Annotated in this window: 18 protein-coding genes and 2 tRNA genes; 13 read left to right on the top strand and 7 right to left on the bottom strand. The window is 68.9% G+C overall.

All coding sequences use genetic code 11. The annotated features are described in order from the left end of the window. Positions 1 to 2 precede the first annotated feature (2 nt). The 3 genes from yidD to rpmH are packed head-to-tail and all read right to left on the bottom strand — an operon-like array spanning position 3 to position 820. The gene (gene yidD, locus CEY15_RS06700) at positions 3 to 296 is read right to left on the bottom strand and encodes a membrane protein insertion efficiency factor YidD (RefSeq protein WP_081615060.1); all 294 of its coding nucleotides are present in this window, start codon (positions 294 to 296) and stop codon (positions 3 to 5) included. After that, positions 293 to 658, bottom strand: coding sequence for a ribonuclease P protein component (gene rnpA, locus CEY15_RS06695; protein ID WP_031264349.1), 366 nt, complete (start codon positions 656 to 658; stop codon positions 293 to 295). Before rnpA ends, yidD begins: the two co-directional genes overlap by 4 nt. An 18-nt stretch (positions 659 to 676) precedes the next feature. Further along, positions 677 to 820 carry a 50S ribosomal protein L34 gene (gene rpmH / locus CEY15_RS06690; RefSeq protein ID WP_007629603.1) on the bottom strand — a complete coding sequence of 48 codons (144 nt, stop codon included), beginning with the start codon at positions 818 to 820 and terminating at the stop codon, positions 677 to 679. A 566-nt stretch (positions 821 to 1,386) separates the two neighbouring features. Here rpmH and dnaA point away from each other — a divergent pair. From dnaA to gyrB, 5 genes are all read left to right on the top strand, one after another. Continuing rightward, positions 1,387 to 2,889, top strand: coding sequence for a chromosomal replication initiator protein DnaA (dnaA, locus tag CEY15_RS06685; RefSeq protein ID WP_017835139.1), 1,503 nt, complete (start codon positions 1,387 to 1,389; stop codon positions 2,887 to 2,889). A gap of 657 nt (positions 2,890 to 3,546) precedes the next feature. Further along, positions 3,547 to 4,722, top strand: coding sequence for a DNA polymerase III subunit beta (dnaN, locus tag CEY15_RS06680; protein WP_095717791.1), 1,176 nt, complete (start codon positions 3,547 to 3,549; stop codon positions 4,720 to 4,722). 25 nt (positions 4,723 to 4,747) lie between these two features. Beyond that, complete coding sequence (gene recF / locus CEY15_RS06675; RefSeq protein ID WP_095717790.1) at positions 4,748 to 5,935, top strand: DNA replication/repair protein RecF; 1,188 nt, start codon at positions 4,748 to 4,750, stop codon at positions 5,933 to 5,935. Further along, on the top strand, positions 5,932 to 6,486 hold the full coding sequence (locus CEY15_RS06670) for a DciA family protein (RefSeq protein ID WP_176475036.1): 555 nt from the start codon (positions 5,932 to 5,934) through the stop codon (positions 6,484 to 6,486). The genes recF and CEY15_RS06670 overlap by 4 nt, the downstream gene beginning before the upstream one ends. A 117-nt stretch (positions 6,487 to 6,603) precedes the next feature. Then, positions 6,604 to 8,754 carry a DNA topoisomerase (ATP-hydrolyzing) subunit B gene (gene gyrB / locus CEY15_RS06665; RefSeq protein ID WP_095717789.1) on the top strand — a complete coding sequence of 717 codons (2,151 nt, stop codon included), beginning with the start codon at positions 6,604 to 6,606 and terminating at the stop codon, positions 8,752 to 8,754. A 74-nt stretch (positions 8,755 to 8,828) separates the two neighbouring features. Here the strand turns inward: gyrB and CEY15_RS06660 are convergent, their stop codons facing one another. Continuing rightward, positions 8,829 to 10,178: an alpha/beta fold hydrolase gene (locus tag CEY15_RS06660; protein ID WP_245847331.1), complete on the bottom strand. Its 1,350-nt coding sequence runs from the start codon at positions 10,176 to 10,178 to the stop codon at positions 8,829 to 8,831. Between the two features lie 264 nt (positions 10,179 to 10,442). Here CEY15_RS06660 and gyrA point away from each other — a divergent pair, with 264 nt between their 5' ends. The 5 genes from gyrA (at position 10,443) to CEY15_RS06635 (ending at position 15,196) form a co-directional block, all read left to right on the top strand. Further along, complete coding sequence (gene gyrA / locus CEY15_RS06655; RefSeq protein ID WP_017835133.1) at positions 10,443 to 12,965, top strand: DNA gyrase subunit A; 2,523 nt, start codon at positions 10,443 to 10,445, stop codon at positions 12,963 to 12,965. Between the two features lie 6 nt (positions 12,966 to 12,971). Next, a complete protein-coding gene (locus CEY15_RS06650) occupies positions 12,972 to 13,595 on the top strand; it encodes a DUF3566 domain-containing protein (protein ID WP_095717787.1) in 624 nt (207 codons plus the stop codon). Between the two features lie 91 nt (positions 13,596 to 13,686). Next, positions 13,687 to 13,760, top strand: a tRNA-Ile gene (locus CEY15_RS06645). A gap of 59 nt (positions 13,761 to 13,819) precedes the next feature. Further along, positions 13,820 to 13,892: transfer RNA gene (locus CEY15_RS06640), tRNA-Ala, on the top strand. Between the two features lie 86 nt (positions 13,893 to 13,978). Continuing rightward, the gene (locus tag CEY15_RS06635) at positions 13,979 to 15,196 is read left to right on the top strand and encodes an MFS transporter (protein ID WP_095717786.1); all 1,218 of its coding nucleotides are present in this window, start codon (positions 13,979 to 13,981) and stop codon (positions 15,194 to 15,196) included. Here the strand turns inward: CEY15_RS06635 and CEY15_RS06630 are convergent. Both CEY15_RS06630 and CEY15_RS06625 read right to left on the bottom strand, forming a co-directional pair. Beyond that, positions 15,189 to 15,656: a hypothetical protein gene (locus tag CEY15_RS06630; protein WP_095717785.1), complete on the bottom strand. Its 468-nt coding sequence runs from the start codon at positions 15,654 to 15,656 to the stop codon at positions 15,189 to 15,191. The two genes, CEY15_RS06635 and CEY15_RS06630, sit on opposite strands and share 8 nt — an antisense overlap. Positions 15,657 to 15,666: 10 nt before the next feature. Then, the gene (locus tag CEY15_RS06625; RefSeq protein WP_095717784.1) at positions 15,667 to 16,221 is read right to left on the bottom strand and encodes a nuclear transport factor 2 family protein; all 555 of its coding nucleotides are present in this window, start codon (positions 16,219 to 16,221) and stop codon (positions 15,667 to 15,669) included. A gap of 52 nt (positions 16,222 to 16,273) precedes the next feature. Here CEY15_RS06625 and CEY15_RS06620 point away from each other — a divergent pair, with 52 nt between their 5' ends. The 3 genes from CEY15_RS06620 to CEY15_RS06610 are packed head-to-tail and all read left to right on the top strand — an operon-like array spanning position 16,274 to position 19,203. Next, positions 16,274 to 17,725, top strand: coding sequence for an FAD-dependent oxidoreductase (locus CEY15_RS06620; protein ID WP_095717783.1), 1,452 nt, complete (start codon positions 16,274 to 16,276; stop codon positions 17,723 to 17,725). Next, positions 17,725 to 18,456, top strand: coding sequence for a PaaI family thioesterase (locus tag CEY15_RS06615; RefSeq protein WP_245847329.1), 732 nt, complete (start codon positions 17,725 to 17,727; stop codon positions 18,454 to 18,456). The genes CEY15_RS06620 and CEY15_RS06615 overlap by 1 nt, the downstream gene beginning before the upstream one ends. Before the next feature lie 51 nt (positions 18,457 to 18,507). Continuing rightward, positions 18,508 to 19,203: a PaaI family thioesterase gene (locus CEY15_RS06610; protein ID WP_017835126.1), complete on the top strand. Its 696-nt coding sequence runs from the start codon at positions 18,508 to 18,510 to the stop codon at positions 19,201 to 19,203. Between the two features lie 16 nt (positions 19,204 to 19,219). Here the strand turns inward: CEY15_RS06610 and CEY15_RS06605 are convergent, their stop codons facing one another. Further along, entirely contained in the window at positions 19,220 to 20,041 is an 822-nt protein-coding gene (locus CEY15_RS06605) for an SDR family NAD(P)-dependent oxidoreductase (protein ID WP_095717781.1), read from the bottom strand. Positions 20,042 to 20,052: the final 11 nt, after the last annotated feature.

Below are 20,052 nucleotides of genomic sequence, written 5' to 3'. Positions count from 1 at the left end.
TCCTAGCTTCGTTCGGAATTGTCGGGATGCTGGTGGTCCCCGCAATGGTCAGGGGCGCGGGGTTCGGGGACCGGATCCCAACCGCCGGGGGTCCATGGCCCGCACCGCAGTAGACGCCACACCGCGAGCCACGTCCCGTACCAGGCGCCGTGCACTCGAACCGCCTCGACCGCGTAATTGCTGCAGGTGGGTTCGAACCTGCAGCTCGGCGGGGTCAGCGGCGAGATGCCCTTCTGATAGAAGTCGAGCAACCACAGCAGCACCCGGGCGCCGGGGCCATGTCGACTCTCGGTCATCGCCGTGCCTCCCGCGCCCGGGACACGGCGGAGGTCAGACCGGTCCGCATGTCGTGAAGCAGATCCGCATGGGAGGCCGAGACCGCAGCCGGATTCGCGCGGACCACCACCAGGAGATCGGACTCGAGCCCGGGGAGGACTTCCGATGCGATGTGACGAAGCCGCCGGCTGACACGGTGGCGGGTCACCGAGTCACCGACGGCTTTGCTGACGACCAGGCCGAAACGAGGTCCGCCCACGCGGACATCGGAAGAGTCCACGTGGGCGTGTACGACCATGGTCCGGCGGCCCTTCCTGGCACCCTTTCGCACCACCGTCGCGAAGTCAGCGGATCGGTGGAGACGATGGGTCCTGGGAAGCACGCGCCACCCCGGCCCGGATCAGGCCGTCAACGAGGCGCGGCCCTTGCGGCGACGGGCGCCGACGATGCCGCGGCCGGCGCGGGTGCGCATCCGGAGCCGGAAGCCGTGCACCTTGGCACGACGACGATTGTTCGGCTGGAAAGTCCGCTTGCCCTTGGCCATGGTTGGCTCCTCACGTGAAGTAGGCGCCTCGTGTGCGCCTGATCCGGTTCCTGATGACGTCGAGACACAACCGACAGGCGGTACCGCGACGCGACGCGCGCCCCTCAGGCGCGCGACAGACCGTTCAAGATTACGCGCATGACGCCGCGCCCACCAAACCGCGCGAAACCACAGGCACCATCCGTACCATCCCGCAGGCCACCGCAACACGCCGGAACCGTCGATGCTTGACATCCGCCCTCCAGTTGATCTTGAGGGTTGCCCACTAGTTCACGGAGTTGTTACCGTCATTCATCATCGAGCCCCACGCGGGCCGCCTAACGTCACCACAACGCACAACAACCACGCCGAATCCACATAGAACACCCATGCGGCGGAACCCACCGTCGCAGAACCCAGGCCGAACCCGTCATCCCGGGGTGGTCTGTCTTCCACATCTGTGGACAACCGTGTGGATACCTCAGTAGACCTGGGTCGGAGCCTGTGGATAGAGTGTGGTCCCCGGTCGGGTCAGATCGCCCGGTGGCCCGGAACCGCTACCCATCGACGAGAGGAGACCGCCCACCGTGTCTCCCGATCTCGAACACGTGTGGAGTGCGGTACTCGACAAGCTGACCGACCCCTCTCTGGCGAGCGATGACAACCCGGCTCTGTCCCGCCAGCAACAGGCCTGGCTACGCCTGGTCCAACCCATCGCCGTGGTCAACGGATTCGCGATGCTCGCCGCCCCGTCGGCATTCGCGAGGGACAACATCGAATCGATCCTCCGCGGACCGATCACCCGGGCCCTGAGCTCCCAACTCGGAGAACCGGTCGATCTGGCGGTCAAGGTCGACACCTCGCTCGCCGGCCAACGCAACCACGTCGACGTGGACGCTCCACCGATCGACGTCGACGACATCCACCGGCCGGTGCCGGAGCAGGCCCAGACCGACTCCACACCTCGCCCCACGCGGATGACCGAAGAGCAGATCGCTGCAGAACGCCTGCTGCACGGCAGCGATCGCGACGAGGCCCTGTCCGCGGCGACCGCGCCCGGTCTCAACGAGCGATACACGTTCAGCGCGTTCGTCCAGGGCAACTCGAACCGGTTCGCCCGCGCCGCGGCTCTCGCGGTGGCCGAGGCCCCCGCACGGGCGTACAACCCGCTGTTCATCTGGGGAGAGTCGGGGCTCGGGAAGACGCACCTTCTCCACGCGATCGGGCACTACTCCCTGCGGATGTACTCCGAGCAGAAGGTCAAGTACGTCTCGACGGAGGAGTTCACCAACGACTTCATCAACTCCGTTCGCGACGGCCGCCAGAACATGTTCAAGAAGCGGTACCGCGAGGCGGACATCCTCCTGGTGGACGACATCCAGTTCCTCATCGGCAAGGAGCAGGTGCAGGAGGAGTTCTTCCACACCTTCAACACGATCCATAACGCGCAGAAGCAGATCGTGATCTCCTCCGATCGCCCCCCCAAGCAGCTCCAGCCGCTCGAGGACAGGCTGCGTACCCGCTTCGAGTGGGGACTGATCACCGACATCCAGCCCCCGGAACTCGAGACGCGCATCGCGATCATCGACAAGAAGGCCAAATCGGAGAACTACGTCGTCCCGCGGGATGTCCTGGAGCTCATCGCCACCCGGGTCCAACGCAACATCCGCGAGCTCGAGGGGGCGTTGATCAGAGTCGTCGCGTTCGCCTCCCTGAACGGTCACGACATCGATGTCCCGTTGGCGGAAGTCGTCCTCCGGGACGTCGTCTCAGACGACGACTCCCTGCAGATCTCCGCCGCGACGATCATGGCGGTGACGGCTGAATTCTTCTCGACCAGCATCGACGAGCTCTGCGGCACCTCCAAGACCCGGTCCCTCTCCCGCGCCCGGCAGATCGCCATGTACCTCTGCCGAGAGCTCACCGACCTCTCGCTCCCCAAGATCGGCGTGACCTTCGGCGGCAAGGACCACACCACGGTCATGTACGCCCAGCGCAAGATCCTCAAGGAGATCAAGGACGACCGCCGGATGTACGACCAGATCCAGGAGCTGACCGCCCGGATCAAGGAACGCTCGCGGTCCCTCTGACCGTCTTCCGACTTCCCTGCGCGTCTTACACCCCTCCGTTGGACGTCTCGGGCCCTTGGCCGCCGTCCGGCGCCCGCCGACCGGTGCCCTGATCGACCTCCCTCTCCGGTACGACGCAGCAGCCGACCGCCCCTGGGGAAGACCCTCCGGGACGAGAACCCCACCCGCTCAGCGGAGTCGACGACCCACGCACTACGCAAATGTGACCCCCCTCACACCACTGGTATCACCCTTCACAGCTGTGGACAACCCTGTGGTTTTCTGTGGACCGACGGTGGACAGACGGTGGACCGAGACTTGTGATTCCACTGCGCTCGCGGACAAGTCACAAGATCAGCAGAATCGGTCCACAAGGCTAATCACGCTTTGACCTGCATGGACAGCGGTCGGCTCACAAATTCACAGGACCTACTACTACTTCTTGTCTCTCTCTAGAGTTCTTGTAAGAAGTAGGGATGTGGAACGGCGAGCCTGCTTGACCGGGTTACAGGAGTCCGTGTGTTCACTGTCGGTGCGAGCGGTTACTCTCATGGAGATGATCCGCCGGACCCCGTCGGACGCCAGTGAACGACACCAGCGAACGCAGTTGCCACCGCCGCGAACAGGCCCACCGTCCAGATGCCGGCGGTGTGCACCCCGCCCAGAAAGAGGTCACCGATGGAGATCACGGATCCGACGTTCCGCGTCACCCGCGAGGACTTCGCCGATTCGGTGGCCTGGGTCGCACGGACCCTCCCGTCCCGACCGTCCGTGCCGATTCTCGGTGGTGTCCTCCTCGAGGCGGACTCCGGTCTGACGATCTCCGGATTCGACTACGAGACCTCCGCTCAGGTGTCCGTCCCGGCAGAGGTCTCCGAACCGGGGAGCACTCTCGTGTCCGGCCGGTTGCTGGCCGACATCGCGCGGGCACTTCCCGACCGTCCCGTCGAGGTGACCGTGAGTGCGCAGAAGATGTACATCAACTGCGGGTCCGCCAAATTCACTCTGCCGACGATGCCCGTCGAGGACTACCCGCAGCTCCCGGCTATGCCCGGGGTCACCGGTTCGGCCGCGGTCGACGCGTTCTCCGAGGCGGTGGCCCAGGTCGCGGTGGCGGCCGGCAAGGACGACACGCTCCCGATGCTCACCGGGATCCGGATGGAGATCGAGGGGTCGCGTGTCACCCTCATCGCCACCGACCGGTTCCGCCTCGCGATCCGGGACCTCGAGTGGGAGCCCGCTCGCGAGGACGTCTCGGTCGAGGTGCTGATCCCGGCCAAGACCCTGTCCGACGTGACCCGGTCAGCGGGTCAGGGAGGGCGAGTCGATCTGAGTCTGGGCGCGGGTTCCGAGGTGGGCGCCGACGGCATCATGGGCGTGTTGGTGTCCGGTCAGCGCACGACGACCCGGTTGCTCGACGCCGAGTTCCCCAAGGTCCGCCAACTCCTGCCCACCCAACACACCTCGATGGCCCTCGTCCAGGTGGACACCCTGGTCCAGGCCATCAAGCGGGTCGCCCTGGTGGCGGACCGGGGAGTACAGGTCCGGATGGCGTTCTCGGACGGGGAGGTCGCGCTCTCCGCGGGCGGTGACGACGCGGCTCAGGCGTCCGAGACCCTCCCGGTCGACTTCCTCGGTGAGCCCCTGACCATCGCGTTCAACCCCGGTTATCTCCTCGACGGGCTCGGCAGTATGCATTCGTCCCGGGTGGCGTTCGGATTCACCCAGGCCAGCCGGCCCGCGGTCCTGCGTCCGGCGCCCGAGGCCCTGCCTTCCCCGGAGGCGGACGGTGCGATCGCGCCCGTCGAGTCGGACCACACGTATCTGCTCATGCCGGTCCGCCTGCCGGGCTGACCGCGCTGACGCGACACCGCCCGGTATGCACCTGCGTCACCTGAGGCTTCTGGACTTCCGCTCCTGGCCGCTGCTCGAGCTGGAGTTACAACCGGGGGTCACCACCCTGGTGGGACGCAACGGGCACGGGAAGACCAACGTCCTCGAAGCCGTGGGTGTGCTCTCGACCCTGAGATCCCACCGGGTGGCCTCCGAGGCACCGATGATCCGCACCGGTGCGGAGACGGCCATGATCGCCGCGCTCGCGCACAACGCCGGGCGTGAACTCACCGTGGAGCTGGCACTCAACTCGGGACGGGCGAACCGCGCGCGGCTCAACACCTCTCCGTGCCGCCGACTCGGGGACATCCTCGGGGTGGTGCAGTCCGTCCTGTTCGCGCCCGAGGACCTGGCACTGATCCGGGGCGAGCCCGCCGAGCGGCGAAAACTGCTCGATGAGCTCCAGGTCCAGCGACGGCCCGCTCACGGGGGTGTCCTCACCGAGTACTCGTCGGTGCTCAGACAGCGCTCCGCCCTGCTCAAATCCGCCTCCGGCGTGCTTCGCCGTGGGAGGGGAGAGGGCGCGGACGCGGCGCTGGAGACGCTCGACGTGTGGGACGGCCGCCTCGCTCACCTCGGCGCGGGGATCGTCGCGGGGCGGATCGCCCTGCTCGACGAACTACGGCCGCTGGTCGCCGACGCCTATCGGGGGCTGGCTCCGGAGTCCCGGCCGGCGGACCTGGCCTACCGGTTTCGCGTGGCCACCCCACCGGACGAGTCCGAGCTCGCCGATCCGGAACTCGTCGAAGCGGTCCTGCTGGCCGAGTTGGGCCGCCGGCGTCAGGACGAGATCGACAGGGGTATGTCGCTCGTCGGGCCGCACCGGGACGACCTGGTCCTGTCTCTCGGCGAGGAACCCGCGAAGGGGTTCGCGAGCCACGGCGAGACGTGGTCGTTCGCTCTGGCACTGCGCCTCGGGTCGCTCGAGCTGTTCCGCGCGGACGGGGTCGAGCCCGTGTTGCTCCTGGACGACGTGTTCGCCGAACTCGACCGCCATCGCCGAGCTGCTCTCGCCGAGGCCGCGACCGGGGTGGAGCAGGTCCTGGTGACTGCGGCGGTCGGTGAGGACGTCCCGGACGGTCTGAGGGGGACCCGTCATGACGTGGTGATGACGGGGGAGGGAGCCGGTCGTCATTCGGTTATCACGGCAACGGACAGTGAGGTGCACTCGTGACCGACGAACACGGTGGGCGGCCGATAACACCGTCTGACGGGCCGCAACGTGGTTATGACATCGCCCGACAGGCCCTCGAGGAGGCCCGGAGTCGTGCCCGGGCGGACGGCAAGCAGATCGGGCGCGGCCGAACCGGGCCGGTGGGGGGTGCGAAGCGACTGCGCCGACGTGGCTGGACCGGTTCGGGCGCCGACCCCTGGGATCCCCAGCCACTCGGGCGGCTCGTCGGCCAGGTCGCCAAGAAGCGAGGCTGGGACGACAAGGTGACCACCGGCAGGTTGTTCGCGGAGTGGGACCGCATCGTCGGGGAGGACGTGTCCGCGCACGCGACCCCGGAGCGACTGGAGGAGGGTGTGCTGTACGTCCGTGCGTCGAGCACCGCGTGGGCGACCCAGCTCCGGCTCGTGGCGGCTGACATCCTCCGCAAGATCGCCGCGGCCATGGGGCCGGGTCACGTCCGGCGCCTGAGGATCCAGGGGCCCGATAAGCCGAGTTGGCGGAAGGGCCCGTTGCACGTGTCCGGTCGCGGACCCCGGGACACCTACGGCTGACGGGCGCGACCCGGTGGGCGTCCATCGGGGTCGTGTTGGCGAGCCCGGGGACCCCACGAGGGTTGTCGCAGGTAGACTGGGCCGGTCCCAGACCCCCGAGACGCGAGGAGTTCGCACGTGGCGGACGCCAAGAGCAAGGCCAGCACGCAGGGTGCGAACGACTACGGTGCGTCGTCGATCACCGTTCTCGAAGGACTCGAGGCCGTCCGGCTGCGTCCGGGCATGTACATCGGTTCCACCGGGCCCCGCGGTCTGCACCACCTGATCTGGGAGGTGGTCGACAACTCGATCGACGAGGCCATGGCCGGCCACGCGACCGGCGTCAAGGTCACCTTGCTCGAGGACGGCGGCGTCGAGGTGATCGACGACGGTCGCGGCATCCCTGTCGAGATGCACGAACAGGGCATGCCCACCGTGCAGGTCGTGATGACCCAGCTGCACGCGGGCGGCAAGTTCGACTCCGACTCCTACGCGGTCTCCGGTGGTCTCCATGGTGTGGGCATCTCGGTGGTCAACGCTCTGTCCACCCGGGTCGAGGTGCAGATCAAGCGTGACGGACGCCTGTGGCAACAGAACTTCAACATGGCGGAGCCCGAGGAACTCGTGGACGCCGGCCCCGCGGAGGGGACCGGAACCCGCGTGCGCTTCTGGGCGGACGCGTCGATCTTCGAGACCACCGAGTACGACTTCGACGTGGTCGCCCGACGCCTCCAGGAGATGGCGTTCCTCAACAGGGGCCTGACCATCACGTTGACCGATCGACGGTCCCGCGCGGAACAGGCCGCCGAGCTCGACGCGATCGCGGACAGCGAGGGTCGTGGATCCGACTCCGCTCCCGGGTCCGACGAGGGCTCGGACATCGAGCACGCGGTGGACGCGGAGAAGGCGTTCGCCGAGGGCGCCACCGAGACAGCCCAGACCGCCGAGGCGGTCGAGCAGTCCGAGGCCCAGACCACCGAGACCCCCAAGGTCCGCGAGCGCAAGCGCACCTTCCACTACCCCGAGGGCCTCAAGGACTACGTCACCGCGATCAACAAGTCCAAGACCGCGATCCACCCGACGATCCTCTACTTCGAGGGCAAGGGCACGGGACATGAGGTCGAGGTCGCGATGCAGTGGAACTCCGGGTACTCGGAATCAGTCCACACCTTCGCCAATACGATCAACACCCACGAGGGCGGAACCCACGAGGAGGGCTTCCGCGCTGCGTTGACCTCGCTGGTCAACAAGTACGCGCGGGATAAGAAGCTGCTCAAGGAGAAGGACCCCAATCTCACGGGGGACGACATCCGCGAGGGCCTGGCCGCGGTGATCTCGGCCAAGATCTCCGATCCCCAGTTCGAGGGGCAGACCAAGACGAAGCTGGGCAACACCGAGGTCAAGGGGTTCGTCCAGCGACAGGTCGCAGAACATGTCGGTCACTGGTTTGAGGCGAACCCGGCCGAGGCCAGGGTTATCGTCAACAAGGGCATCGCCTCGAGCCAGGCCCGCGTCGCCGCGCGCAAGGCCCGCGAGATGGTCCGCCGGAAGTCGGCGACCGATATCGGTGGGCTCCCCGGAAAGCTGGCCGACTGCCGCTCCAAGGACCCGGCCAAGTCCGAGTTGTACATCGTGGAGGGCGACTCCGCCGGGGGCTCGGCCAAGTCCGGCCGAGACTCCATGTTCCAGGCGATCCTTCCGCTGCGCGGGAAGATCATCAACGTCGAGAAGTCCCGGATCGACAAGGTTCTCAAGAACACCGAGGTCCAGGCCATCATCACCGCCCTCGGCACGGGCATCCACGAGGAGTTCGATCTCGACAAACTCCGCTATCACAAGATCGTGCTCATGGCCGACGCCGACGTCGACGGTCAGCACATCTCCACACTCCTGCTCACCCTACTGTTCCGGTTCATGAAGCCGCTGGTCGAGAACGGGAACGTCTACCTGGCGCAGCCGCCCCTGTACAAGCTCAAGTGGGGCAAGGGCGAGCCCGACTTCGCCTACTCGGACCGGGAGCGCGACGAGCTCCTCAAGATCGGGCTCGAGAAGAAGCGCAAGATCAACGTCGAGGACGGGATCCAGCGCTACAAGGGTCTCGGCGAGATGAACCCCAAGGAACTGTGGGAGACGACCATGGATCCGACGGTGCGCACGCTCCGGCTGGTCACCCTGGAGGACGCCGCCGCCGCTGACGAGCTGTTCTCGATCCTCATGGGCGAGGATGTCGACGCGCGCCGCAACTTCATCACGCGCAACGCCCGCGACGTCCGCTTCCTCGACGTCTGACCCTCGGCCCCGATCGGCGGGCATCCCGCGGGTGAGGCACAGACCTTCCCGCGGGATGCCCGCCGACCCGTGTGTTACAGGGTCCCGCAGTCGTTCGGGGCGGGCTCACCGGCCAGCCGGCGGGTGACGAAGTCCAAGGCTGCCGGGAAGTTGGTCGCGGCCGCCGCCGCGTGCGTGACGCCGGCGACGGGCGGGGTCGGCTCATAGCGGAAGTGCACGGCCGCCCCCTGTTCGCACCAGTCCCGGCCGAGCTGCTCGACCTGACCGAGCGGGATGATGTCGTCGTGGACCCCCCCGGCCACCATCACCGGGACGTCCGGTCGGAGGCGGCCGATCCGCTGATGATCGAGGACCCGCAGTGCCTCGGGTTCGGAACGGATCAGCTCTCCGAGGCTGCGGCCCGAGTGGGTCCATTCGTGAGTGGTGCGCATGCCGTACGCGGAGCGCAGGTCGAGGGTGCACAGGCCCGCGATGTCTGCGAGCGCGGCTCGCCCGGCGTCGTTCACCTGGCGGTCGACCACGTCCCGGACGGCGGGAAAGCGCTGGGACATCCCGTTGATGGCGTACCCGATCGCGCCGGTGAGCGTGGATCCGTCGATATGGTCGAGCACAGCCAGCAGATCCGCCGGGGGAGCGGAGGCGTAGGCGGCCCGCAGGTCGACATCCGGGGCGTACACGGGGGCGAGTTCGGTAGCGGCCGCCGAGGCACCTCCACCCTGGGAGTGACCCCAGAACACCACCGGGGCGTCCCCGCTCAGAGCACGTGCGGCCCGGGCGCCGTCCAGCATGGCGTGGGCCTGTTCCACCCGGTCGGAATAGGTGTGGACGCCTGGCGTACCGAGGCCGATGTAGTCGATCACCATCACCCGGAAGCCCTGGGCGGCCAGGACCAGCGCGAACGCCTGCTCATACGAGGGCACCGCGCCCCCGGTCTGCGGGTTCACGCCGAGCGCGGTCTCGAGATGCCGGGACGGAGCACACGCATCGCCCTGACCCTGCGTGCCGGGCCCGATCACGATGGTGGGCCGTGGGCCGGGACCGTTCCACGGTGCGGTCGAGTCGTACAGTGCACCCGAGGTGGCGACCGGTCGTCCGTCGACGTCTGCGGACTGGTACACGATTCGTTGGGCGCGAGCGGGTAGCGGCGAGGGCACGTGGGGGAGCCCTGGGAGGGTCACGGCCAGGGGGAGTTCGGAGTACTCGGCTCGCAGGACCTCCCCCGGAGCGCCGATGGGGAGGCCCCGGGTGTCGTAGAAGCCGCCCGGCTGGTCGAACTGGACGCTGTCCCGGTTCGCGCTCACCGCCGTCGACGGTTGTGCGCCGGCGGTCGCGGGAACGCCGCTGACGAGCGCGAAGACCGCGGCTCCTGCCAGCGCCACGAGACAACGAGTACGGAGGCCGGGTTCACTGCGGAGTGGCGACATGATGGAAATGTTACGTGCGGCACATCGTCCGGGAACGGAAATCCGTCGAGACGACACGGTCACCGGGACCACACGGACAACCAGGACGACCCAGGCCGTGGGTACGACGACGAGGAGATAATCGGGTGGCCGAGGCGTGCCCTCGAGCCCGTTTCCGCAGGACCTATAGACTGGGCGGGTCCTACGGCCGCCGTCTGAGCACGCGTGTGCCCGCGACATCGTCTGCGAGAGAAGCCAGCGCGACGAGGAACCGAAGAGGAGCCCATGACGGACACGACGTTGCCGCCCGACGCCGGGGGACACGACCGCATCGAGCCGGTCGACATCCAGGCGGAGATGCAGAGAAGCTACATCGACTACTCGATGAGCGTCATCGTCGGACGGGCTCTCCCGGACGTCCGGGACGGCCTCAAACCCGTCCACCGTCGCATTCTCTACGCGATGTGGGACAACGGCTACCGGCCCGACCGCAGCTACGTCAAGTCCGCGAAGCCCGTCGCCGACACCATGGGCAACTACCACCCCCACGGTGACTCGGCGATCTACGACACCCTGGTCCGGCTCGCCCAGCCCTGGGCGATGCGCTACCCGATGGTCGACGGCCAGGGCAACTTCGGTTCGCGCGGCAACGACGGCGCGGCCGCGATGCGCTACACCGAGTGCAAGATGACCCCGCTCGCCATGGAGATGGTGCGGGACATCGACAAGAACACGGTCGACTTCCAGCCCAACTACGACGGCAAGACCACGGAGCCGGCGGTCCTGCCGTCCAGGGTCCCGAACCTGCTGATCAACGGGTCCAGTGGCATCGCGGTGGGGATGGCCACCAAGATCCCGCCGCACAACCTCCGTGAGGTCGCCGAGGCCGTCTACTGGGTTCTGGAGAACCCGGACGCCGGGGACGAGGAGGCGCTCGACGCCTGCATGGGATTCATCAAGGGACCGGACTTCCCGACCCACGGGTTCATCGTCGGCGACCAGGGCATCAAGGACGCCTACACCACCGGGCGTGGGTCGATCCGGATGCGCGGCAAGACCTCCATCGAGGAGGACGGCAACCGCACCGTCATCGTGATCACCGAGCTGCCCTACGAGGTCAACCCGGACAACATGATCCTGTCGATCGCCGAGCAGCTGCGCGACGGCAAGATCGCCGGCATCTCCAAGATCGACGACGAGTCGTCCGACCGTGTGGGTCTGCGGATCGTCATCACGCTCAAGCGTGACGCCGTCGCCAAGGTCGTGCTGAACAACCTCTACAAGCACTCGCAGCTGCAGACCTCGTTCGGCGCCAACATGCTGTCGATCGTCGACGGCGTGCCGCGGACGCTCCCGATCCACCAGCTGGTGCGCCTGTACGTCGCGCACCAGATCGAGGTCATCGTCCGGCGCACCCAGTACCTGTTGGACGAGGCCGAGCGACGCGCCCACATCCTGCGTGGACTGGTCAAGGCACTCGACGCGCTCGACGAGGTCATCGCGCTGATCCGTCGGTCGCAGACCGTCGACATCGCGCGGGAGGGCCTCAAGGACCTCCTCGACATCGACGACGACCAGGCCCAGGCCATCCTCGACATGCAGCTGCGTCGTCTCGCGGCTCTGGAGAGGCAGAAGATCGTCGACCAGCTCGCCGCCATCGAGTTGGAGATCGCCGACTACAAGGACATCCTGGCCCGGCCCGAGCGTCAGCGCGCGATCGTCGGCGACGAGCTGCGTGAGATCGTCGAGAAGTACGGCGACGACCGGCGCACGGTGATCATCCCGGCCGACGGCGACGTCACCGACGAGGACCTGATCGCCCGCGAGGACGTCGTCGTCACCATCACCGAGACCGGCTACGCCAAGCGGACCCGCACGGACCTCTACCGTGCCCAGAAGCGCGGCGGCAAGGGTGTGCGCGGCGCGGAGCTCAAGCAGGACGACATCGTCCGGCACTTCTTCGTCTCCTCCACCCACGACTGGCTGCTGTTCTTCACCACCAAGGGCCGGGTCTACCGGGTCAAGGCCTACGAGCTCCCGGAGGCCAGCCGCACCGCCCGGGGACAGCACGTGGCCAATCTCCTGGCGTTCCAGCCGGAGGAGCGGATCGCCGGGGTCATCCGGATCAAGGGCTACCAGGACGCTCCGTACCTCGTGCTGGCCACCCGCAACGGACTGGTCAAGAAGTCCCGCCTCGAGGACTACGACTCCCCGCGGTCGGGCGGTCTCATCGCCGTCAACCTCCGGGACGGTGACGAACTCGTGGGCGCAGCGCTCGCCGGACCCGAGGACGACCTCCTGCTGGTCTCCGAGAAGGGGCAGTCGATCCGCTTCCACGCCAACGACGACACGCTCCGTCCCATGGGGCGGGCCACGTCCGGCGTCATGGGGATGCGGTTCAACGACGGCGACGCGCTGCTGAGCATGTCGGTCGTCCGCTCGGAGATGGACGAGAACCAGCTCTTCCTCCTGGTGGCCACCGAGCGCGGGTACTCCAAGCGCACCGCGCTCGCCGAGTACGCGGCCCAGGGCCGGGGCGGCAAGGGCGTGCTCACGCTCATGTTCGATCCCAAGCGCGGCAAGCTCGTGGGTGCGACGATCGTGGAGCTGCAGGACGAGCTCTACGCCATCACCTCCAGTGGTGGCGTGATCCGCACGTTCGCCAAGCAGGTCCGCAAGGCGGGCCGTCAGACCAAGGGCGTGCGTCTGATGAACCTGGCCGAGAACGATGCGCTGCTGGCGATCGCCCGCAACGCCGACGAGCCCGACGACGACGACCGGCGCGACGCCGCGTCCGAGAAGGAGTAGAGGGCTATGACCGAGCCGAGCGACGGGCCCGCGAGCGGCCCGGCACCCAAGGGTTCCACCCCTGCTCCGGGATTCGGCGGGTCGGCCGGATACCCGACCGGGCCGGAGGCGCCCGCCGGCCAGAACACCCCCGACGATGCGGGCGCGACCGCGTCGTTCCCCGCCGCGACCCACCACCGCGCGGAGGGGCTGCCCGGTGGCGTGTCGACCGCCCACTCGGGCGGCGCGGCCGGCCGCGCCGCCCCCATGGTGCCGCCGACGGAACGACGCGGACCGATGGAATCGGTGCTCGTGTTGCGGCGCATCGACCCGTGGTCGGCGTTCACCACCGTGCTCGGGCTGATGTTCGCGCTGTACCTGGTGTGGATGGTGGCGATCGGGGTCACCTACCTGCTGCTCTCCGGCATGGGCGTGTGGGACCGGCTCGGTGGACTGCTCTCCGGGGTCGCGGGCGACGAATCGGCTGCCGCCATCGGGCCGTCGACGATCTTCCTCTACAGCGGAGGCGTGGGGCTGCTCAACGTCCTGCTGCTGTCGATCCTCGCCACCCTCGCCGTGTTCATCTACAACCTCGCCGCCGGGCTGACCGGCGGCGGGGTCCAGGTGACACTGGGGGACCGTCGGAACTGAGACGCCGTCCGGCGTGAGCTCCTGCCGCTGCACCGAGCCCGCCGATTTGGGCGGGGGCGAGGGCGTCGGGTAGATTAACGCTTCGGTACGAGGGCCTATAGCTCAGGTGGTTAGAGCGCCAAACTGATAATTTGGAGGTCGGAGGTTCAAGTCCTCCTAGGCCCACCCCCGCACGGCAGACGCCGGATCGCCCGCCGCGGTCCGGCGTTCACGCTTTGCGGATCGGGGCCTTAGCTCAGTTGGTAGAGCGCTGCCTTTGCAAGGCAGATGTCAGGGGTTCGAATCCCCTAGGCTCCACTCACTCCCCTCCCGCCTCTCCCCTCCACGCTCGGTGGCCACCGGTGTGGACACCGGTCGTGGTGGACCCGACCCCAGGACCGCCCGTGGACAGCACACCCCGCTCGTGGACACCCTTCGTCCTGATGGCGCTCGTCGTGACCGCGGCTCTGATGTCGAGCGCGACACCGTCGCCCCTGTACGTCGACTACCAGCAGGCGTGGGGGACCAGCGGCACGATGATCACGGTCGTCTACGCGGTCTATGCGGTGGCGGTCCTGGTCCCACTACTGTTGTTGGGGCGCCTGTCCGACGCGATCGGTCGGCGGCCGGTGGTGATCACCGGACTGGTGCTGCTGGTGCTGAGTATGGCCGGGCTCGCCGCGGCACCCTCGGTGGCCTGGCTGATCGCCGCGCGGGTGGTGCAGGGCCTGGGCGTCGGACTGGTCACCGGATCGGCTGCGGCGGCGATCATCGAACTGCATCCGGCCAGGAACGCCCGCGTCGGTGCGCTCACCAGTAGCTCCACGACCAACTTCGGGATCGCGGCCGGTGTGCTCCTGTCGGGCGTGGTGGCCACGTCGTCGTCGTCGCCTCTCGTCCACCCGTACGTGGTGATGGGCGCCGCACTGGCCGCCCTGCTCGCCGGGGTGGTCTTCCTGGTGCCGGAGACCTCGGGAGCCGGGCCCCAGACCCTCCGGGACGCCGTGCGACTCCAACGCGTCGCGGTGCCCGCGGGGGCCAGGTCCGCGTTCGCCCTCGCCGCCCTGTGCGTGATCGCCTCGTGGTCGGTGGGCGGGGTCTTCCTCGGGCTCGGCGGGGCGATCGCCAAGGACCTCGTCGGTCGCTCGGACTACCTGGTGACCGGTCTGGTGGTCGCCTGCCTGCAGGGCGCCGCCGCACTGGCCCAGTTGGTGTGGAACCTTCGTGCGGGTCAGGAACGGTGGCGCAGTGGAGTGGTCATCGGCGGCGCGATGCTCGTCGTGGGGTTGGCGTCGGCCTCACTGGCACTCGAGGCGGCGTCGGTGCCGGCTCTCGTGGTGGGCTCGGCCGTCACCGGGGTGGGCATGGGACTGCTGTTCCTCATGGGCACGTCGCTCGTCGCGCAGAACGCTCCCGGCAGTTCACGGGGAGAGGTCTTCTCCGCCCTGTTCGTCATCGCCTACCTGTCGCTGGGGGTGCCCGCCGTCGTCGCGGCACTCCTGTCCGAGGTCGTCGGTCTCACCACGGCGTTCCATGTGATGTCCGTGGTGGTCTCGGTGATCGCGGTCGGCGCACTGCTCGCGGTGATGCGGATCAGACCACCGGGTCGGACCGTCAGCTGAGTGACTGCGCGGCCGCGACCACCCCGATCGCGGCCAGTCCGGTGCGGATCCGGTCCGAGGCCAGCAAGGTCTGGATGCGGTGCCGGGTGACCTGCTCCTGGGCGATCCCCATGTGGAGCGGGACGACCCCGGCGGTGAGGGCCGGCACGGCGACGGTGGTGAGGCATGCGACGACGGTGGCGGTCAGCCCGTCGCGGCCGGGCGAGCGGACTGATCCGTAGGCGGCCCAGGCGGCGGCACCCAACCCCGAGGCGTAGAGGGTCAGGGCCACCGGGGCGATCCGGCGGGCGTGGTCGGCCTGGCGTTCGCCGATCCCCAGCGTCGGTCCCTCGAAGAGCGTCGGGTAGACGACCGAGGTGACCATCGACTGGAAACCCAGATGGGCCGCGCACGTGGTGAGCAGGGCGAGCCGTCCCGCGCGGAGGGTGGGGTCGGGGACCGCGGGTCGTCGGCGGGTCATGGGCCCCACGCTACCCCTCGCGGGACCTGCCGAGCAGGCGTCTGCCCTCTCCGTCGTCGGTGACCGCCCGGGCGGTCCGCATCACCACCCTCCAGCCACGGTCCGGCGCGTCCACCGGACCGAGACGTTCGAGTTCCCACCTGTTCGCCGTCACCCGCGTCACCGTGTAGCGCCCCGGCCGGGAGGACCGGACCACCAACTGGGTGTACCCGGTCGCCACCGCCCGGTCGCCGACGAGGAGGACCACCGGTAGGCCGGGCACGTGACCACACCCGTGGGCGATGAGTCCCTGGTGGGCGTCACCGCGCACCATCCCCGCGAGGTCCGCGTGGCCCTCAAGGACGCCGGTGTCCACGTCGTAGACCCCGTCGGCGGCCCAGAGCTCGGCGACTCCCTCGGCGTCCCCGGAGTCGACCCGGGGGCAGTAGGCGGCGACGAGTCTGAGGATCGCGAGTTCATCCGTGGCCCGGAGCAACTGGTCCCGGATCGAGGCGAGAGCGAGCTCGGTCGACTCGAGCCTCGCCTCGAGCGCGTCCAGACGATCGGTGTCGGGAGCCGGAGTCATGAACCCGACAGTAATGCACGAACTGAAACACGTTACACGTAGAGTGTGGCGCATGACGGACAAGAGTTCAGACACCCGTCCGACCGTGCACTCGGCGGACGTGGTGGTGGTGGGGATGGGCATCGCGGGCGCGTGTGCTGCGATCGAGGCCGCGGAGACGGGGTCGTCGGTCATCGTGCTGGAGGGCGCCTCCGGCCCGGGGGGATCGTCCTCCCAGTCGGGCGGCGAGGTCTATCTGGGCGGGGGCACCGCCACGCAGCGGGCGCTCGGCGTCGAGGATTCCGAGGAGGACATGCGCGCCTTCCTCACCGCGGCACTCGGTCCGAACGCGGACGAGGCCAAGATCGCCGACTACTGCGCGGGTGCGGTCGAGCACCACGACTGGCTGGTCGCCCACGGTGCGGTCTTCAACCACAAACTGTGGGACACCCCCACCTGGATGCCGGGTGACGACTCGGGCCTGATGTGGATGGGTGAGCGTGCCGAGCCCTACGCCTCGATCGCGCGCCCCGCGGCCCGTGGTCACCGCCCGCCCGCCCCGAACTTCGCCGGGAACGTCCTGATGGACGCCCTGGTGGCCACCGCGCAGAAGGCCGGGGTGACACTGCACTGCGATGTGAGGGCTCGGTCGTTGATCACGGACGACGGTCGGGTGGTGGGCGTCCGGGCGACCGAGTTCGGGGAGGACCGCGAGTACCGCGCGGCCGGCGGGGTGGTCCTGGCGACCGGGGGGTTCGTGGACAACGACCGCATGCTCGAACAGTGGGCGCCGCAGCAGGTCGGCAAGGACAAGGTGTCCGACGGCCGCGATGACGGGTCCGGGATCGAGATGGGGATGGACGTGGGCGCTGCCGTGCGCCGCATGCACCAGACCGAGACGGCGATGCTCATCATCCCCCGCCTGGCGGTGGGGGCGATGCTCGTCGACGGCGACGGCCAGCGCTTCATCAACGAGGAGGTCTATCCGGGCCTGTACTGCCACGCCGCCGTGCACCACCGTCGGCCGCCGGTCTGGGTGATCATCGACGAGAAGGGCATCGAGGACGTCCCGGAGAGCGAGCTGTGGGGGATGCAGCCCATGCACGCCGCCGAGTCCATCGAGGAGCTCGCCGCGGACTGCGGGCTGCCCGCGGAGGCACTGGCCGACACCCTGCGCAGATACAACGCCGGCGCCCGGAACGGCGAGGATCCCCAGTTCGGGAAGAGCGCGCGCTGGGTCCGCCCGCTCGAGCCGCCGTTCGGCGCCTATCCCACCGGGGCCGGTGGGCCGGATTCCTTCAACGGACTCCCCCTCAAGGCGCAGGGATTCACCCTGGGCGGGCTCCACACGGATCTGCAGTCCAGGGTCCTGGACCGGGCGGGTGAGGCGATCCCCGGTCTGTTCGCCGCCGGCCGGTGCACCCACGGCCTGCACGGCGAGGGGTACATCTCCGGCACCTCCCTGGGCGACGGGTCCTTCTTCGGTCGCCGCGCCGGGCGCGGGGCGGCGCAGGGAACCGCATAGTGGCCGATCGACCGCCGGGCGGGGGCGTGGAGCAGCCGGTTGTCCCGCGGCGGGCGCGACCCGTGGTGGACACGGGTCCTCTGGACCCGTCCCCAGGTGGCGGGGCGCGGATCGACGAGGTCGACGACGACGAGGCCGGCCTCTACGCCCTGGTGGAGCAGGTGCGTCGGATCCGCGCGCTGACCACCGGGGGGTTGTTCGACACCGACCTCGCCCCGCTGACCGACCGGGTGCGCGAGGTGGCCGACCGGCTGGAGGCCGCCTCGGCGAGTACGGAGCGCAGGCAGGCGGTCACGTGGTCGTCGGGTGACTACGTCACCAACTGCCCGGTGGTGGGCCGCTCGAACGTCCTCGCCCCGCCGGTGGACTTCGACATCCTGGAGGACGGCACCCTCCGCGGCGAGGCGACACTGGGTCTGGAGTACCAGGGACCGCCCGGGTGCGTGCACGGCGGAGTGGTCTCGCTGCTGTTCGACGTGGTCCTGGGCAGGGCGAACTTTCACACCGGGGTCACCGGGATGACCGTCTACCTCGACGTGGACTACCGCAGCCCCACCCCTGTCCTCGAGCCGATCGTGGTGACCGGTCGCCAGGTGAGGGTGGAGGGTCGCAAGATCTGGGCCCAGGGCGCCATCCACGCGGGGGACCGCGTGTGCGCGACCGCCGAGGGCATGTTCGTCGATCCCGGCGGGCTGCTCCTGGAGAACATGCGTCGGCTGGCGGAAGGGTGAGCGGAAGGGTGAGCCCGGCGCGCGGGTGAACGCGGAGTAGATTCGGTTTTCGTGACCTCCGATGCCTCCGCCACCGATCCCCTCCCCGGAACCACCGGCACCGCTCCGGGCGACGAGACGGGTGTCCCCTTCCTGCCCTGGGATGACGACGCCACCGGCGCCACCGACCTGGCCCGCGAGCTTCGCCGGGTGCGGGGACTGGTGGCGGGGTCGCGCTTCGACGACGTCCACGACGCCGTCACGACGGTGCGGGAGCTCGCCGACCACCTCGAGGCCGTCGGCACCATGGTGCGGCCGTCGGACTATGCGACCTGGGGGGTTCCCGAGCATCTGGCCTCGAACCCCGCCATCGGCAGCCGCAACCCGGTCTCCCCGCCGTTGGAGCCGGTGGTGTTCCCCGACGCCACCGTGCGGGCGGATCTGCGACTGGGCATCGAGTACCAGGGCCCTCCCGGCTGCGTGCACGGCGGGATCGTCGCGCTGATCTTCGACGAGATGCTGGGCCTGGCCAACGCCGCCGCCAAGAGCGTGGGGATGACCGCCGACCTCCGGGTGATCTACACCTCGCCGACACCGCTGTACGCCCCGCTGAGGTTCGAGGCGCGCCAGGACCGGGTGGAGGGCCGCAAGATCTGGGCCAGCGCCACCCTGCACACCGGCGAGACGCTGTGCGCGCGTGCCGAGGCGTTGTTCATCGAACCCAGGGGTATCTCGGACGCGCAGCGGGACCGGCCGGTCGAGGGCTGAGCCGGCGGGCGGGGGGTCAGCTCTTCCCGCGCAGGGCCTTCATGCGCCTGTGCGCCCCGGCCACGATCCGGCCGCGATCCACCCCGGAGCTGAACTCGACACCCGCGCGATTGCCCTCCCCTCCGCAGACGTGGACGGGTCCCCGCCCGATCGACTCGAGCACCTCCTCGGCGACCTCGGCGGGCTCGCTCACGGTCATGCCCGGCAGATCCATGTCCAGACCGGCGCGGATCATGGCCGGGGTGCGGGTCACGCCGAGGATCACCTCGACAACGTCCACACCGTGGTCGCGCATCTCCAGCCAGAGGCCCTCCACGAAGACCCGGCTGAACGCCTTGGCGGCCGAGTAGATGCTCATGTCGGCGTGCCCGAGGTAGCCGGCCATCGACCCCATGACCACGATGCCGCCCCGGCCGCGGTCCCGGAGCGTGGGGGCGAAGTGACGGATGATCTGCAGCGGCGCGGTGATGTTGAGGTCGATCACCTGTTGGACGCGGTCCATGTCCGACTCGGCGAACTCCGACCCGTAGGTGTTGGCCCCGGCGTTGAGAACCACCAGCCCCACGTCGAGGCCGTCGCAGGCGGCGGCGATCCCGTCGGCGGCACCCGGTTCGGTGAGGTCGACCGAGAGCACACGGCACTCCACGCCCCTGGCGCGGACCTCGCCGGCGGTCTCCTCCAGGGGTCCGGTCCGACGGGCGACCAGCACGGTGCAGACCCCGGCCTCGGCCAGGAGGAGGGCGATCTCGGCCCCCACCCCCTCGCTGCCGCCCACGACCAGAGCCCAGGGTCCGTACGTGGAAGGGTCGAACTGTCTCTTTCTGACGGGTGTCGACATAGTCTTCAGAG

The organism is Dietzia natronolimnaea, from assembly GCF_002289575.1.
GTDB lineage: Bacteria > Actinomycetota > Actinomycetes > Mycobacteriales > Mycobacteriaceae > Dietzia > Dietzia natronolimnaea_A.
This window is presented reverse-complemented; position numbering and strand designations above follow the sequence as displayed.

What these genes read in the sequence shown, in the direction of transcription:
- yidD (WP_081615060.1), bottom strand. Translation starts at nt 296, where the DNA reads ATGACCGAGAGTCGACATGGCCCCGGCGCCCGGGTGCTGCTGTGGTTG.
- rpmH (WP_007629603.1), bottom strand. Translation starts at nt 820, where the DNA reads ATGGCCAAGGGCAAGCGGACTTTCCAGCCGAACAATCGTCGTCGTGCC.
- dnaN (WP_095717791.1), top strand. Translation starts at nt 3,547, where the DNA reads ATGGAGATCACGGATCCGACGTTCCGCGTCACCCGCGAGGACTTCGCC.
- recF (WP_095717790.1), top strand. Translation starts at nt 4,748, where the DNA reads ATGCACCTGCGTCACCTGAGGCTTCTGGACTTCCGCTCCTGGCCGCTG.
- CEY15_RS06660 (WP_245847331.1), bottom strand. Translation starts at nt 10,178, where the DNA reads ATGTCGCCACTCCGCAGTGAACCCGGCCTCCGTACTCGTTGTCTCGTG.
- gyrA (WP_017835133.1), top strand. Translation starts at nt 10,443, where the DNA reads ATGACGGACACGACGTTGCCGCCCGACGCCGGGGGACACGACCGCATC.
- CEY15_RS06650 (WP_095717787.1), top strand. Translation starts at nt 12,972, where the DNA reads ATGACCGAGCCGAGCGACGGGCCCGCGAGCGGCCCGGCACCCAAGGGT.
- CEY15_RS06630 (WP_095717785.1), bottom strand. Translation starts at nt 15,656, where the DNA reads ATGACCCGCCGACGACCCGCGGTCCCCGACCCCACCCTCCGCGCGGGA.
- CEY15_RS06625 (WP_095717784.1), bottom strand. Translation starts at nt 16,221, where the DNA reads ATGACTCCGGCTCCCGACACCGATCGTCTGGACGCGCTCGAGGCGAGG.
- CEY15_RS06620 (WP_095717783.1), top strand. Translation starts at nt 16,274, where the DNA reads ATGACGGACAAGAGTTCAGACACCCGTCCGACCGTGCACTCGGCGGAC.
- CEY15_RS06605 (WP_095717781.1), bottom strand. Translation starts at nt 20,041, where the DNA reads ATGTCGACACCCGTCAGAAAGAGACAGTTCGACCCTTCCACGTACGGA.